We start from the raw sequence: 16,203 nt of genomic DNA, 5'->3' as shown, positions 1-16,203 counted from the left end.
TCGTCATAGGAAATATTATATATTCATGCCTAATATAGATTTCTATTAATTTCTTCTAATTCTTCTTTAGCCAACGGTATATAACTTGTAGCTAAAACAGACTGCAATTCATTGTATACTTCTTCCGCGAACTCCTTTATTTCATTCTCACGCATTCCAAAATCCCTCAGTTTTTTTACCGGCCAGATTTTATTCAGTAAATTGCTTAATTCATCAATAACATTATCAGTATTACAATTTAAAATTTCAGTCAAACATTTACACAAATTTTTTATCTTCCCCTCAGGATTCTTGGAATAATATTTTCTTAAAACTTCACAGAAAAATTGATAATTACTTTCTCCATGTGCCACATGATATCTTCCGCTCAGCGGAAATGCAAGGGCGTGTACCGCACCGCAACCTGCATTGCCAAAAGAAATTCCCGCATAATCGCTTGCCAACAAAACATCTTTTTCAATATCTTTTCTCTTTTCCTGCCCTTCATTGGCTATTACAAGAAAACTTTTTACTATTGTTCTAATGGCAGCCATTGCAAAAATATCCGTATAAGGAGTAGCATTGGGTGATAAAAATGATTCTACACCATGGATTAAAGCATCAATAGAACTGTAAGCAAAAAATCTATAAGGCAAAGTTGATATCAGCTGAGGTATGAGCACCGCGGCATCTGCAAAATAAGCGTCATAAGCCATTCTGACCTTTGTTTTTCTCTGTACGGATGTGATTATCGCCGACCTTGTAACTTCGCTTCCTGTACCGCATGTAGTCGGTATCAATATTAATTCCTTTTCCCGAATAATTTTGGACGGGTCATCAAAAATTTCTTCTGCGGATTCAAAAAATTTAAGGGATAATAATTTTGATATATCTATAACGGTTCCCCCGCCTACAGCTATAACACGTTTATAACTCATTCCCTTTGTCTTTTTTAATATCCCATCTACCATCACATCCGACGGCTCACCGTTTCCGAACTCTTCTTGAAATATTATCTTACAAGAGAGGTTGAGGCCTTTCATAAAAGGTTCATAAATAAATCTTTGTGTAACAAGTAAATCTTCTTTATCTATAGGAAAATTCTCTGTAAATTCTTTAAACGTATCAAACTCATATATATCAGGTACTATTCTAAACTTACTCATTTTTCTCTCCTCCGTTTTCTGCTTCCTTATATATCGAATTTTATCATTGCTTTAAGAACGTCCTTTTTTATTGTAGCATCAAAAGCTTCCTGCCATTTTTCAATAGGAAAGCATTTACTGACCAATTTCTCAAATTTATCAGGATACCTGGAAAGAACATTCAGAGCCCCCGTCCAGCTGGACGGCCTTGAACTGCGGCCTGCAGTAATATACAACTGATTTTTATAAATATATGACATATCGACCGTATACATATTTGACTCCAGACTTGGCACTCCGCCTATAACAATACGCCCCATTTTTCTGACAAGGTGCAAGGCCGTATCAAAAGCCTGATTTGAACCTATAGCATCTACCGAAATATCGGCTAAATCTCCACTGCATAATTCTCTCACTCTTTCATCTAAATTGTCTATATCATTAGTAAGAACGGAACAGCCGAATTCTTTAGCAGCTTCTAATCTATGACTGCTATGCCTTGTCCCTATCATAATCACCTTAGCACCGGCGGCTAAAGCTACCAAAGAGCAACACAAACCTATTATCCCAGGACCTATGATTACAATATTTTCGCCACTATGAATATGTCCCCTATCATAAACAATATGGTAGGCACAAGCTAATGGTTCGGCAAGGGCACCAACCTTTAATGACACATTTTCAGGGAGTAATCTGATATTTCTTTCAGGCACGATTACATATTCTGCAAAGCTACCGTTTATAGCAGAGCCGAGCCCTTTTCTGCTAGGGCACATATTCCAATCTCCGGAATGACAATAACGGCAGGCACCACAGTTATCAACGGTTGTCTCATAGACAACTTTATCCCCTACCTTCGTACGAGTTACACTTTTTCCCACTTCCACAACAATTCCACTGGCTTCATGACCCAAGATTACCGGCGGTTTAAGCTTAGCAGAATCTCCAACCGCATCAACTTTCATTAATTTAATATCCGAACCGCCGCATACTCCGGCATAAGCAACCTTTACTTTAACCCAATTATCTTTATCAACAACCGGTTCGGGGATCTCTACCACATTCATATCATAAGCTTTTTCCGTTAGCCTCATCAATGCTTTCATAATTGTCCTATTCTTCCTTTCTTTTATATTACTTTTCTATTTTTTAAAGATATTTCTTTTACTTTTTGAACATAATCATCCGGTAATGGTTTAATGTTCTTCCCCGTTGCCAATAGTATTAAATACTGCTCACTCGTCCTTTCAATGTTATCATTAACTATCATTGCTTTTTCCATTGTAATTCCTACCCCAATGACACCATGGTTTTCCATAATAATGCCTGCTCTTGTTCCTATTGATTTTCTTATGTTTTCAGCAAGCTTTAAAGAACCGGCAGGTGCAAAAGGAGCTATAGGTATCTCACCGCCCAAATAACTTACGCTCTCCAAATCAATAATTGGCAATTCGCTAACACCTTCTATGGAACCAATTAATGTACCATACTTTGAATGAGAATGTATGATTGCATTAACTTCCGGTCTTTCTAAAAAAATATATCTATGCATAGTAACTTCCACAGAAGGTTTGTATTTTCCATCAACAATATTTCCTTCCATGTCTATTACACAAAGATCAGCAGCAGCAAGAGTTGCATATGCCCTTGAGGAAGGAGTTATTACAAACATATTTTCTCCTTCTACTCTTGCACTGATATTTCCTGCAGTTCCTAAGGAATAACCCCTTTCGGCCATCATTTTTACTCCCCACATTATCTCTTCTTTCGCTTTTTGTATTCCATTACACATTATACTTACACTCCTTTTTATAAATACATTCTTATATACTCTTAAAATATTTATCCTTTATGCTTTTCCATGTTTTAATCTTTGTATCAGTAGTTATTTGAAATATTATCTCCATTCCTTTCTTCTCCATTTCGTTTAGCATTTTTGCATCACTTTCATTTAGTGCTATGGTGCCTTCCACAGCTATTCTTCCTGGACCGCCTGCGATTCCGCCTACTTGCAACTTACTGTAATCAAAGCCTTTAATATATGATTTATAAGCCGTAGAAACTCCGCTAAATAAAACTAAAATCGGACCGATTTTTCCAAACTTGTCCTCTTTCCATAAAGAAACTGCTTGATCAACAGTAATGGTTTCAACTTTGACTCCAGGGGGGGCAGCCATAGTATATATCTGAGTCATCAATGGGTCCTTAGCAATATTATCATCAACAATAATGATTTTTTTTGCTTCCGTAACTTTAACCCACATTGTAACCACTTGCCCATGAATCAGCCTACTATCAATACGTACTAAACTTACTTCAGCCATCTGTTCCATTCCTCCTTAAGAATACTTTCCACTTTTATATATATTTACTTTTTCCATACAAGCTGCGGTTCCTGATTATTTACATATCTGATAATTTCGTCGCATATCATACGGGACTGCCATAAATAAACGTCATATGTCCAGCCGGCAATATGAGGTGTTATTATCACGTTATCTCTGTGTAAAAGAGGATGATTTTTAGGGCAAGGTTCAATCCACATGACATCCATAGCCGCCCCAGCTATTTGATTATTATCCAAGGCTTTGATCAATGCTTTCTGTTCTATAACACTGGCTCTTGATGTATTGATTAAAAATGACGTCGGTTTCATCTTTTCAAACCAGGTAGAATCTATTAAACCTATAGTGGAGTCATTTGCCGGAAGGTGAATAGTTATTATATCGGAATTTATCAATAATTCTTCTAAATTACAAGGTTTTACACCTGCCTCCTCTATGATCTTTTCGGGACAAAACGGATCATAGACATTAACATCCATATTAAAAGTTTTTGCGATTTTTCCAACTTTAGAACCTATGGCTCCGAAACCGACTATTCCCAAAGTTTTCCCATATAGTTCCTGACCTGACGGTATTATATCCCTTACAAAAATTTTATCATTTTTCCATAAGACATCTTTTTTTCCCTCAGTCCTGTATATATCCTCTACTTTGTCTCCCAAAAGCGTACCATCATTTATTTTGCTACAGCTCATTCCGATATTTCTTACAAGGGCAAGCATCAATCCCACTGTAAATTCAGCTACGGACTGCGCATTTCTTCCCGGGCAATAAACCAACGGAATATTCAATTCCCGGGCTGCCTGACAATCAACATTTACCGGAGTGCCACGACCACAGCCTAAAAGTTTTAATCCGGCACTTTTCCACTTTTCTAAACATCTGCGGGTAACCAAGTCTGAACCGATATATATTATCTCACATCCCATGCATTGTTCCATCAACTCTTCCTCTCCTACAACTCCTTCATTCAATAAACTTCCGACTTTTTTAATGTCACAGACTTCAGCTACTCTGTCATAATAAGGTTGCTCCAATTTAGTACCTAATGCTAATTTTATTTTCATTATTCCACCTCTTTTTGATACTCTGTTAATTTTTTTAATAATCTCACCGTTATTACATGTATCAGATGGATTGTCTCTAAAATTTAGAAACAATCCATCTGAACATACGAACTAAAACTTATCGGATTATACAAGAATACCAAGAAAACCTAATATAAAAGTACCAACTAATAGTGCAAGCATTGCATTTAACATTTTTCCGCCTTTTTTAAGATATTTATACAACAATAGGATTACAACAAGTACAGGTATACCGGGTAATATTGCATCCAATAATCCTGTCTGAAGGTTCAAAGGTGTCCCGCCTGTAGGTATCATAATACCAAGTGTTACCTTAACCATTGATGCTGACATTCCACCCATTGCAAATAAGCCTAAAACGCCAAAAAACGATATAATCTTTTGTATCTGTCCTGACTGAAGCAAATTACTTGCTGCCCTTGTCCCAAGCCGATATCCCAAATGAACCAAATTATAACCTTCAAATTGAGTAATCGCAAGAAGAATAAGTATCGGAACTACTGCAGCCCACCAATATCCTTTTAAGCCATAGGCAACAAATAACGATAAAATAAGCGGTCTTAAATTAACAAGATTAATAGTATCGCCAATACCGGCAAAAGGTCCCATTAAAGCATTCTTTACGTTAATTACTGTTTCTTCAGGAACGTCTTCTCCTCTAGCCTTCTGTTCCTCCATAGAAATAACTATACCTTCTATAAGAGTGCCGCCTATAGATGCCTCTGTATTGTAAAACAGCAAATGTCTTTGGATAGCTTTACGTAATTCATCCGGCTTATCTTTATATACTTTTCTAAGTATAGGGAGTATGGACCATGCAAAGCAAAGCCCCTTCATCCTTTCAAAACCGTCTGACATGAAAGCGGTAATCCACCAACGATGATAACAGGTAGTAATATCCTTCTTAGTCACCACTTTATATTCTTCAGATCTTTCGTCGTTCCTCTTTTTAAGAAGGTCAAAAATCCCTTCCTCATTATTATTGTCCTTGGTTCCATAGCGATAATCAAGATATGCGATAAATATAGCAACTATGGCTACTACCATTGTTCCTACCTGCGTATATTGAACAAAGAAAAAACCTACAAAGAAAAACGGCATTAAATCGCTGCGGCCTATCATTTTCATAACCATAGCAAATCCAATCGCAGGCATTGCTTTACTTACCACACCCAATCCTGCCGTCACCGTAGCCGGTAGTACTGAAGCCGCATTAGAAAGCCAGCTTCCGCCGAAATAAAGAATTAAACTCATAGGTATCCACATGGTAATGATCTTCTGAACAGCCGGGAATACTATATGAGCTAAAGTTATCCCTTTAAAATTAAGCTTTTCGGCACATTTATCCGCAAAGCTGTACCAGAATGAATATAAACTTTTATTAAGGGTCCAAAGTTGTGCGAATAACAATGAAACAGGCACAGCTAATGCTATTGCCACATCGGGATTCATTCCATAGGCAATAACACATGTCGCAGGTACAATACCTGCTGCTGCCTGATCTGCAGGTGCCACGCTCCCCGCATTTATAAAAGCTAAATATGCAGGCATTATAGTAGCTCCGATTATCATTGCCGTTGGAACATCTCCAAGGATTAATCCGACTAAAAGAACATTACATAACGGAAATCTAAAAAAAGATTCGGTAATGGTTCCAAGATAAATCGAACTAAGCCAATAACAGCCGCCCAATAAAATCGATTGTAATACTGTCATATCCTTTCCTCCTATTCTTTTCATTTAATTAAATATTAGTTATAACGATCTTTACGATTAACAAAATATTCCTACCACTTGACTCCGTTACGCTTTTTCGTTTTTTTTATTAAATTCTTCTATGAATTCCGTCACATTCTTTATCCCCTCCCTTCCGGCATTTTCTATTTGTTTAAGCAATTTTTTTCCTGACATAGACTTTCGTGCAAATACTGCCTCGATTACCATAGGCAAATTAACGCCGCTTAATGATAAAACTTCTACGTCATATTGTTTAATTGATAAAATTAATTGGTTAAAGGGAGTTCCTCCCGTAATATCCAAAAGGACAAGCGAACCTTTGGGAAACTTTTTCAAAGTCTCAATAAATTCATTTCTGAAATTTTCAGCTGTATCTCCGGCTTCCAATGAAAAAGCTGCCAAATTTTCGGATTCTCCTGCAATTAACTTTGTGGATTCAATTAATGCCAATGCTAACGGCCCATGGCTCATAACGATTATGCCGGGTAAATCAGCCTTTATTTCGTAAGGGCAATTACTTTTCACTATTTGTCACTCCCTTCCACTTTCGGTATCATCTTTAATATAAGGCCTTAAAGGATTTATTTTTATAAAAATTTAATAATACCTCCGCATAATTTTCCACGACTAGTCGTAAATCTATCCCCTATTATTACATCCGAAAAGGACCATATAATGTTTAATCTTTTCTTTATATCCCTCAACTCCACAATCAATCATTTCAATAAGACTCGGAAACTCTGTTCTTTCAAGATATTCTTTAGCCCCTAAGGCTCCGGCGGTTTTTAAGTCCGTACCTATATTTACTTTCGTTATGCCGGTCTCGACGGCTTTTTTCAGATTTTCATCCCCTGAAGATGAGCCACCGTGAAGAACCAGAGGCACCTTGCATATTGCTTTAAGTTCTGCTAACCTTTCAAAATCAAGATGAGGTGTTCCTACATATCTTCCGTGGGCTGTTCCTACTGCAACTGCAAGGCAGTCGACACCTGTTTTGTTTATATATTCTACGGCTTCAGAAACTTTCGTGAGACCATTATCTCTATCATTATCGTAAGTTATACCTTGTCCGACATGTCCCAATTCAGATTCTACCGAGACACCGATTGCATGAGCCATTTTAACAATTTCCCTGACCTGTTTTATATTATCTTCAAAGGCCAAGCTTGATCTATCTACCATTACAGAGGTAAAACCATACCTAATTGCTTTAACCGCAACCTCATAACTTTTACCGTGATCGAGGTTTAATGCTGCGGTAACTTCCGGATATCTCTTGCTAAAAAACTTTGCTGCTTCTGCAATAAGCTCAAGATCTAAAGCATCGTAAACATCCATTATTAACGGAGATTTAAGCTCTATTGCAGCTTTAAAACCCGCCCCCACAGTCTCCAAATTATATACATTAGGTGCTACAACCCCATATTCTTCTGCAGCAGCTTTATTCAATATTTTATCCATTGAAACAAACATACAATTTTCCTCCTTATTTACTTATGAATTAGTTTTATCTAAATTAATCTAAAGTTAGCGACACTCTATAGGTCCCCGGGGTAGATGCAAGCTCAAAGGCATGCTGGCAGTCATCCATAGGTATCTTCTGAGATATTATCTTGTCTACTTTAACAACTCCCGAACCTAAAAATTCGGCTGCAAGTTGATAATCCGACGGATCAGAGTTATATGTTCCTATTAATTCCATCTCTTTATAGTGAATTTGATTTGCATTTACATTAAGTTCCGGTACCGGATGCCCTGATGCGAAGAAGAGAATTCTTCCTCTGGGAGCAAGTACCTTTAAAGCCTGGTCATTTACCGTTGTATTGGCAACAGCAAGTATTACAACATTCACTCCTATACCCTTTGTGAACCCCTTGATTGCCGAGTTTAAATCTTCTTTCATTGGGTTTACAGTCTTAAGACCGATAGACTGAGCAAGCCGACAGCGTTCTTCGCTGATCTCGCTTACAATAACATCTCCGCCAAAAACTTTTGCAACCTGTGCATTTACCAACCCTAAATTACCGGCTCCTATTACCAATACCTTATCTCCCGGGGCAATTCTTATACGTTTAGCTCCATGTATACAGGTAGATATCGGTTCAACAAAACCCGCTTCTTCATAAGAAATACTTGAGTCTACCGGATACAACCTTCCTGATTCATATGCCGCATATTGGCTGAATCCAAAGGAACCGCTTACTCCACCAAATTCCACTTCCTTAGGCTTATTTATACACCTATCCGGATGACCTGACCTGCAAAAATGGCATTCTCCGCAACCTCTGGAGCCCTGTCCGCCGAATACAACGTGAGTCCCTATTTTCAATGCCGGATTTGTAACCCCTTCTCCTAATTCAACAATTTCTCCAGCCATTTCATGTCCAGGTGCCCAGGGAAATTTTCTTCCCATGGATTTCCTAAGTCCTTTCCAAGTTTGCCAATCTGTCGTACATATATTACACTGATGTATTCTTACAAGTACCTGTCCTGGCCCCGGTTTAGGAATATCCATTTTTCTGATAGTTACCTTGCCTATATCCTCCATTACCATTACTTTCATTTTGCCTTCCATTTTAAAACTCCTCCTAATAATATTAATGTTTACTATTTACCGCTGATTTATATATTCAGCAAAATTTTCAGTCTTAGACAGTGCTATTATTAATAACATTCACCTCTCTTCAATAAAAATTATTAATACGACTATCTTTATATAAAGCAATATTTATGCCAAAACGTGTCGTATAACCCTGTCAAATTTCATTACATATTGTCTCTTTTGCCCTTTTACCATAAATAACTATTGTCTTGCTTTATGATGTATGGTATAGTTTATTTAAATAAAAATCATAAGTTTTGCCTATTTATCAACAATAATAATCATAGCTAATCTATAAATACTATCCGTAATGAAAAAAGAATAACTTTAATATAAAGAAGTGTGGAAAACCTTATCTGTTATATTTTGGTGAAAAGGGTGATTTTATGATGAGAAGGGTAGAAAAAATAGAAGAATATGTTAAGGATGAGTGTAGCCGAAGATTTAATTCCGGTATTTCTTCCGGAATAACGGCTTCTGAAGCTGCAGAAGCTCTGGGAATTAACAGAAATGATGCATCTACAGACTTAAACAAACTTTTTTCAGCAGGTAAGCTAATCAAAAAAGGGAAAAAACCTGTAGAATTTTTCCCTTCGGAAAATAAAGCAGATATATGTGATACAGGACTCAAAGTTCATGAGTCCAAAACCAATAATGCCTTAGATTATATAATAGACAACAGCCCAAGCCTCTGTTCAGCTTTTCAATTGGCCAAAGCTGCTGCATCTTATCCTCCCCACGGTTTGAACACACTTATCACTGGAGAAACGGGAGTCGGTAAAAATTTTTTAGCAGAGGCTATGTGGCAATATATTTCGGATAAAAAAACTTTCCAAAATAAATCCGACAACATTCCTTTTATAACCTTCTGCTGTGCCGAGTATGCAGATAACCCTCAGCTACTTCTCTCACAGCTCTTCGGATACGCAAAGGGTGCTTTCACCGGTGCCCTTAGTGATAAGGAAGGCTTGGTTGAGAAAGCCGACCATGGAATACTTTTCTTGGATGAAGTGCATAGGCTTCCTTCAGCCGGTCAAGAGCTGTTATTTACATTAATCGATAAGGGTACCTTTCGCAGAATAGGAGATACTGTCGATCGTCATGTGGATGTGATGATAATTTGTGCTACTACGGAAGATATCTCCACATCTCTTCTGAAAACATTTATTCGACGTATTCCGGTTCATATATATGTGCCAAAATTATCGGAGCGTTCACCTAAAGAAAGATTACAACTGGTAAATTCTTTTATTGTTCAGGAAGCAAAAAGAATAAATCTTCCTATCTGGGTTTCTGGTAACGTTTTAAAGTTACTGGTTAACTATACTGGCAAAGGAAATATTGGGGAGCTTAGAAATATTATTAATCTTTCCTGTGCAAAAAGTTATCTTAGTTTTTTATCTAATAATGACAATAATATAACTGGTACAGAAAGTTCGGACCAGAGACTCCGTCATCTACAACTAAATATATACGACCTTCCTCAGAAAGTTTACCAGCAAATAAATTCTGCACATTATATGGAAAATCGCTTTGATTCAAAGATATTTAGTGAAGGGTTTATGTTTTATCCCGACAATTTCAATAAATCCCTCTCTCTTTCTGATGAAGACAAATACTCAATTAATTTATATTATTTTATTGAAAAAAAGATTCAAGCTTACAGAAATTTACATCTTAATAATAATGAAGTGGAGCTGCGCGTCGCTCAGGACTTGGATTCATATCATAATAATATTATTCAGAGGATGATGGTTTCTGAAGATTATGGCTCAAAGTTAATAGATTCGATTATTTCTCCCATTTACAGCGAAGTAGCTGATGAAATTCTTGAAATTGCTTCTAAACGTCTTGAAAGGATATATTCTAAAAGTCTGTCTATAGCATTTACTTTGCATATACAACAATTTTTAGAAAGAATAAAAACCGGTGAAATAATTTATAATCCCAACTTAGAAAATATACGCAAAGTACATGAAAGAGAATTTAAATTCTTAAAGGAAATTGAAAATCCAATTTCCCAAAAATTAGGAGTGTCAATTCCTGATGACGAATTAGGATTCTGGGCTATGTTTTTAAGTCATCATGATTCTTCTTTGGACTCTTCCATGGAGATCGGGTTAATTGTTGTCGGCCATGGAACTTCCACTGCCAGCAGTATTGCAAACTTTGTTAATGAGGTAATGTCCATAAACTATGTTTATGCTGTCGATGCTCCACTGCAAAAGTCCTTTTCCGACGTTTTTAATGATCTTTGCAAACTTGTTTTAAAAGTAAATAAAGGAAAAGGTGTTTTGCTTCTAGTAGATATGGGATCTTTTGTGAATATGGAGGATGACTTGATTAATGCTACGGGAATTCCTTGTAAGATTATACCCTTGGTAAGCCCGATTTTAGTATTAGAAGCGGCAAAAATTGTACTTTCTACGGAGGACTCCTTATATACTGTCTACAAAAGAATTTATCGTTCATACTATGAATATTTTGTTAATCAGTTCAAACAATCCGTTAATAAGGCCGGAAGTCTGCCGTCAACTAACAGTAAAAAGTCGGCTGATATGAAAAACGTCATTCTTACTGTTTGTACAACAGGATATGGAAGTGCTTCTGTATTAAAACAATTACTTGCAGAAAAATTGCCTCAAAATATTAGTATTGAAATAATTGCACTAGCAATCGATCAGGATATAAATACATATGTGCAAAATCTTCATGGAAGAGTAAAACTAATAGTCGGCGGAATAAATCCTCAGATTCCCGGGGTTCCTTTTATCGGTGCAGAATCTGTATTTACGCAAGAAGGATTAAATAAAATAAAGTCATTCTTAAATATGAATTGTTTCACAACAACAACAGAAATATCAGATACCGTTATGACAAATGATGAGGCTTTCAACCTAATTAAGCAGAGATGTTCTTATTTTACTCCATCTATTGATTCAACAGTAGCAATGAATGCCTGCATGGCTTTTTGCGATGGTGTAAAGAAAAAAATAGTTTCAAAACCATATACAAGTAATTATTTTGTTAACATATCCTTACATTTTCTATGTATGCTTGAACGTATACACACTAACCAAGCAGATCCAATGCCTGAGTGGGGAAATTCAATAATCAATCTAAATCATTCCCTATATATAGAAATTAAGAAGTTATTAAACCAGATATGCGAACCGTTGGGTTATCATGTACCTAAAAGCGAAATATGTTATTATCTCAGGTTATTGTAAGCATTGTCAACCGTTTTTACACCCATACCTTATTTCTAATATAAAATATCCGTTTTTCTCTCTTTTCTCCACCTCACTATCATGGATACAGTGCTGATAAGCATCAAAGCAATATAAGATAATTCTAAAAAATATTTTGGATAAAAGATGCTTGTCATATAATGTATCAAATAATTTAATAATATTACAAAAACAAATAACGCTATAGGCAATTGAATCCCGATTAAAGTTATATAGTTGTTTCCTATACTGGAAACCAGCATGGATATCAGTGTAAGGGTAAAGGATAATATATAAATTCCTATTACCGTAAGATATATATACTGAATAAATGTTAAATTATACCAGGAAATAATGGAATTATATATTGAATTTATATTTGAATTAAAGAACATGGATGTATTATTTGTAGAGTATATACTAAAAAAGCATATAAACTGTAAAGTTACAATTATAGCAGATGCCAACAGCCCCGCAATTATCTTCTTTTTAAATATTTTTCTTCCTGTTTTAGATGTATATTGAAGATAGCTTATTCTGTCTTTATTATCTCTTAAATATATCGGCGTTATCATAAACATTACACTTAGCAATATAGTTGCCGCTACGGGTTTTATTAAATTATCATAATTAAAAAATACCACATCAGTAAATACAGAAGTCTCTAAATTTTTTTCCAATATCTCCTTAATTCTTGCCTCTTGTTTTTCATTTGATGCCTTACTCATCATATAATCTTCTCTATTTCCATAGACTTGTATATACTCTTCCCTCCAAGGCAGTTCCCAAAATACATCTACTTTCCTTTTAAAGATTACATCATTATTTAATTTTTTAAGTTCTTTATTATTTGTATCCATATTGACAAAATCGTCATAATTCATTATTCCTGCTCTTTTAAAATCTTCCTTCGATTGGATATACCCATCCGCTTCCCTTTTGGCTTCTTCATATTTTACTTTGAAATCCTTAAATTCCTCTTCATCCATAAACTCTCCATAATCGTCTTCCATCTCTACAAACATATTATAAATATCTAAGGGCGGTCTGCCGTTTGGAAATACGCTTATTTCAAATTCGATAAACAAAAAATACATGATGATGTTTATCAATATCAGCAATATGACAGACTTTATATTAAATATCTTCTTCAATTCGTTTAAAATAATATCCATTTATTTCACCTCGCTATATCTTGTCTTTTAAATCTATTAATTGATAAAGTCCCAAGAATCAGCAACAATACTGACCATATACCCACTGTAGCTAATTCATAATATTTAAAAGTTGTAAAAGCACCGCTTTCCATAAACCATATAAAAGGATTCATGATTAAAAAGAAAGGAGTAAACCCACCTATAAATATAGCATTACTGTTTCTTGGAGCCATTCCCGGAACAATTAAAAACAACCCGAATATTATGGCAAATATAACGAATACAATATAATTATTCTTTATTGCCCTTGCTATTATAAAAGTGATTCCGATAAAAAGTAACATACACGCAAAAATCACCCCTATACCGGCAAATAAATATTGTACAAAGGACATGTTCCACCAAGACATATATACGAAGTCGTAATCAGCGTTAAAATAACTGCTTATAGGAACATTCCAAAGTCTCGAGTAGTCAAAAGTCATAAAGTACAAACCTAAACCGGTAATCAAGATAATTCCCGCTGCCAATATACTGGAAACTATAGCCGCAGATATCTTGTCCAGAATAAAATTTCTTCCCCTTCTTGTGGTATAAGTTATGGCCTCTGTATTATTTTCAAATTCATAGTTTGTCAAATAAGATGTGATAAGCACCGTTAATATGATTATCTCAAATATAATGCTTTTAAATAAACTTTTAAACAATAGAGAATGCATTCTATAAATCTGACCTATATAGAACAAATTTTTATGTTCTTTATTGTTGACCAACTGATGAAATCTTTTATTAAAATCCCTATACTCATTTCTTACGGTATTTGCAGCTTCTCCCTTGAGTCCGTATTTACTTATTTCATTCTCGGCTTTTTCCATAATATCAATGTTTGAATAGACATCATCAATTTCTCCGATTTTATAATAATAGGCTTCTACTATTCCCAGTTCTCTGATAAATTCTATTTCTTCTTTATCGTATATATCCTCAATGCCATAGTTATGATCATCATAAAATTCCGATACACTATTGTAATTTTTCGATTCCCTTTCGTTTACAAGTATATTTAATCTCTTTAATCCTTTGTCATAATACGATTTAAATCCGGATATCATTTTGTCATCTATTTTATAGCCGAATTTATTCACAATCTTATTTAAAACTTCTAAATCCTCTTTAATATATGAACTTTTAAATATTATGGTAGAATTAAAAATTATAAAAAGGATTAAAAGCCCTATTATAATCGGAGAAGTTATAACTTTTTTAAATTCATTTATCCTTATATTCATGTGATATTTACTCCTCTTTTATGATTTCATCTTTATATACATAGAGAAACACATCCTCTATACTTGGATTTACAGAATCCCAGGAATTCTCCGGCCTATCTTCAGATATAAATCTGACTTTCATCTTGTCATCTTCTTGCTTTTCCGAGAGAGAAAAATACTTATTTCTAAAGCTCGGAACTTCATCAAACTCAACCTTTGTTTCATAGACCATTCCTTCAAGGATTTTGCATATGTTTTTTAAAGTATCCTTATATAAGATTTTCTTATCCTTTATCATAATTATTTCATTAGCTATGGACTCTATGTCAGAGACAATATGGGTAGAAAGAATAACTATTCTCTCCCGGGACAATTCCGCCAATAAATTTCTGAAGCGTACCCTTTCCTTTGGATCTAATCCGGCCGTAGGCTCGTCTAATATTAAAATCTTAGGATCATTTAGCATAGCTTGAGCTATACCGACTCTCTGAATCATTTCTCCCGAAAACTTTCTCATCTTTTTATTTGCAACATTTTCAAGACCGACTAATTTTAAAAGCTGTTCTATCTTTTTTTCTGCTTTCTTTCTGTCTATTCCCTTTAATGCAGACAGATAGCGAAGAAATCTTTTAGGGCTGTAATCTTTGTAATACCCAAACTCCTGCGGCAAATAGCCTAATATGTCTCTATAATCATCTCCCATTGCAGAGATTTCGGTACCATCATAAAGTATTTCTCCTTCATCCGGAAAAATCAAGGTAGTCAGCATCTTGATCAAAGTAGTTTTCCCTGCTCCGTTTGGTGACAATAAACCATATACACCATTTGCAAATTCAATATTTATGCCTTTAAGAACTAAAAACTTGCCATAACTTTTACTTACATTGTTCACAACCAACATCTAAACCATCCCTTCTTTATTTCTAAATACAATAAGTGCTTTAAGGTTTTTTATATATACAAATACAGAACCAAGGGTTACCATAATCCATGTATATAAAGAAATACCATTTAGAAACTTTATATAAAAATCAACTTTAAATATATATAATGATAAATTGAAGATTATCCAACCTAATATGATAAAATACTTTACATATCTGTTTTTAACCCTATTTATGGTAAACAGAAAAACTGTAGAAAAAAGAAATAATGATGCTATGGAGATTATGAAAGCTTTTAAAAAATCTATTTTTTCATATACATATGCAACTATATATATAAAGAAAGAGTTAAACAAAATGCATATAACGCTGAATATGAGCATTCTAAAAGCCGATATCTGATATATATTGTATTTGCATGTCATCTCTATCTCACAGGTTTTATTCTGTTTTGCATTAATAAAGCTTAAAAGGGACATTGTCAGATATAACACAGGAGAAACCATAAACAGGCAGGCATATATACCTCCGATGTTTTCCATATAATACATACTGCTGCTTGTAACTACAGGAAATAAAACAGAAAATATCAATAATATAATAAAGATAATCTCCAGGCCGTCATGAAATAAGTATCTGATTCCTATTTGCCTATACATATTTTTTAAATAGAAATAAAATGATTCTTTCCCTTTTAATCCCTGTTCCGTAATACTGTCTATTTCAGCCTTTACCTCTCTTTCACTCGGCATATCTATCTTCATA

Annotated in this window: 14 protein-coding genes; 1 reads left to right on the top strand and 13 read right to left on the bottom strand. The window is 34.9% G+C overall.

Annotated elements, in window-relative coordinates:
- Positions 1-29: 29 nt before the first annotated feature.
- The 9 genes from PP176A_RS00270 to PP176A_RS00230 all read right to left on the bottom strand — a co-directional run bounded on the left by PP176A_RS00270 (position 30) and on the right by PP176A_RS00230 (position 8,869).
- Positions 30-1,145, bottom strand: coding sequence for an iron-containing alcohol dehydrogenase (locus tag PP176A_RS00270; RefSeq protein ID WP_071138457.1), 1,116 nt, complete (start codon positions 1,143-1,145; stop codon positions 30-32).
- Between the two features lie 26 nt (positions 1,146-1,171).
- Complete coding sequence (locus PP176A_RS00265; RefSeq protein ID WP_071138456.1) at positions 1,172-2,230, bottom strand: zinc-dependent alcohol dehydrogenase; 1,059 nt, start codon at positions 2,228-2,230, stop codon at positions 1,172-1,174.
- Between the two features lie 23 nt (positions 2,231-2,253).
- Complete coding sequence (locus tag PP176A_RS00260) at positions 2,254-2,916, bottom strand: class II aldolase/adducin family protein (RefSeq protein ID WP_071138455.1); 663 nt, start codon at positions 2,914-2,916, stop codon at positions 2,254-2,256.
- A gap of 31 nt (positions 2,917-2,947) precedes the next feature.
- Entirely contained in the window at positions 2,948-3,448 is a 501-nt protein-coding gene (locus PP176A_RS00255) for a PTS system mannose/fructose/N-acetylgalactosamine-transporter subunit IIB (RefSeq protein WP_071138454.1), read from the bottom strand.
- A gap of 44 nt (positions 3,449-3,492) precedes the next feature.
- A complete protein-coding gene (locus PP176A_RS00250) occupies positions 3,493-4,536 on the bottom strand; it encodes an NAD(P)-dependent oxidoreductase (RefSeq protein ID WP_071138453.1) in 1,044 nt (347 codons plus the stop codon).
- Between the two features lie 126 nt (positions 4,537-4,662).
- Entirely contained in the window at positions 4,663-6,273 is a 1,611-nt protein-coding gene (locus PP176A_RS00245) for a PTS system mannose/fructose/sorbose family transporter subunit IID (protein WP_071138452.1), read from the bottom strand.
- An 87-nt stretch (positions 6,274-6,360) separates the two neighbouring features.
- Positions 6,361-6,819 (bottom strand): PTS sugar transporter subunit IIA, encoded by a 459-nt coding sequence (locus PP176A_RS00240; RefSeq protein WP_083381700.1) that lies wholly within the window; start codon positions 6,817-6,819, stop codon positions 6,361-6,363.
- Positions 6,820-6,933: 114 nt separating this feature from the next.
- Positions 6,934-7,767 carry a class II fructose-bisphosphate aldolase gene (locus PP176A_RS00235; protein WP_071138451.1) on the bottom strand — a complete coding sequence of 278 codons (834 nt, stop codon included), beginning with the start codon at positions 7,765-7,767 and terminating at the stop codon, positions 6,934-6,936.
- Between the two features lie 43 nt (positions 7,768-7,810).
- Positions 7,811-8,869 (bottom strand): zinc-dependent alcohol dehydrogenase, encoded by a 1,059-nt coding sequence (locus tag PP176A_RS00230; RefSeq protein WP_071138450.1) that lies wholly within the window; start codon positions 8,867-8,869, stop codon positions 7,811-7,813.
- Positions 8,870-9,285: 416 nt separating this feature from the next.
- Here PP176A_RS00230 and PP176A_RS00225 point away from each other — a divergent pair, with 416 nt between their 5' ends.
- Positions 9,286-12,126: a sigma-54-dependent transcriptional regulator gene (locus PP176A_RS00225; RefSeq protein ID WP_071138449.1), complete on the top strand. Its 2,841-nt coding sequence runs from the start codon at positions 9,286-9,288 to the stop codon at positions 12,124-12,126.
- A 35-nt stretch (positions 12,127-12,161) separates the two neighbouring features.
- Here the strand turns inward: PP176A_RS00225 and PP176A_RS00220 are convergent, their stop codons facing one another.
- Genes PP176A_RS00220 through PP176A_RS00205 form a run of 4 tightly spaced genes read right to left on the bottom strand, consistent with a single transcriptional unit; the run spans position 12,162 to position 16,202 of the window.
- On the bottom strand, positions 12,162-13,301 hold the full coding sequence (locus PP176A_RS00220) for a hypothetical protein (RefSeq protein WP_071138448.1): 1,140 nt from the start codon (positions 13,299-13,301) through the stop codon (positions 12,162-12,164).
- Between the two features lie 5 nt (positions 13,302-13,306).
- Positions 13,307-14,572 (bottom strand): hypothetical protein, encoded by a 1,266-nt coding sequence (locus PP176A_RS00215; protein ID WP_071138447.1) that lies wholly within the window; start codon positions 14,570-14,572, stop codon positions 13,307-13,309.
- Positions 14,573-14,579: 7 nt separating this feature from the next.
- The gene (locus tag PP176A_RS00210) at positions 14,580-15,455 is read right to left on the bottom strand and encodes an ABC transporter ATP-binding protein (RefSeq protein ID WP_071138446.1); all 876 of its coding nucleotides are present in this window, start codon (positions 15,453-15,455) and stop codon (positions 14,580-14,582) included.
- Positions 15,456-16,202 (bottom strand): hypothetical protein, encoded by a 747-nt coding sequence (locus PP176A_RS00205; protein WP_071138445.1) that lies wholly within the window; start codon positions 16,200-16,202, stop codon positions 15,456-15,458. It abuts the gene before it with no gap.
- Position 16,203: the final 1 nt, after the last annotated feature.

It is taken from the genome of Sporanaerobacter sp. PP17-6a (assembly GCF_900095615.1).
GTDB lineage: Bacteria > Bacillota > Clostridia > Tissierellales > Acidilutibacteraceae > Acidilutibacter > Acidilutibacter cellobiosedens.
Note: the sequence above shows the minus strand (reverse complement) of the source record. Positions and strands in the feature narration are given on the sequence as shown.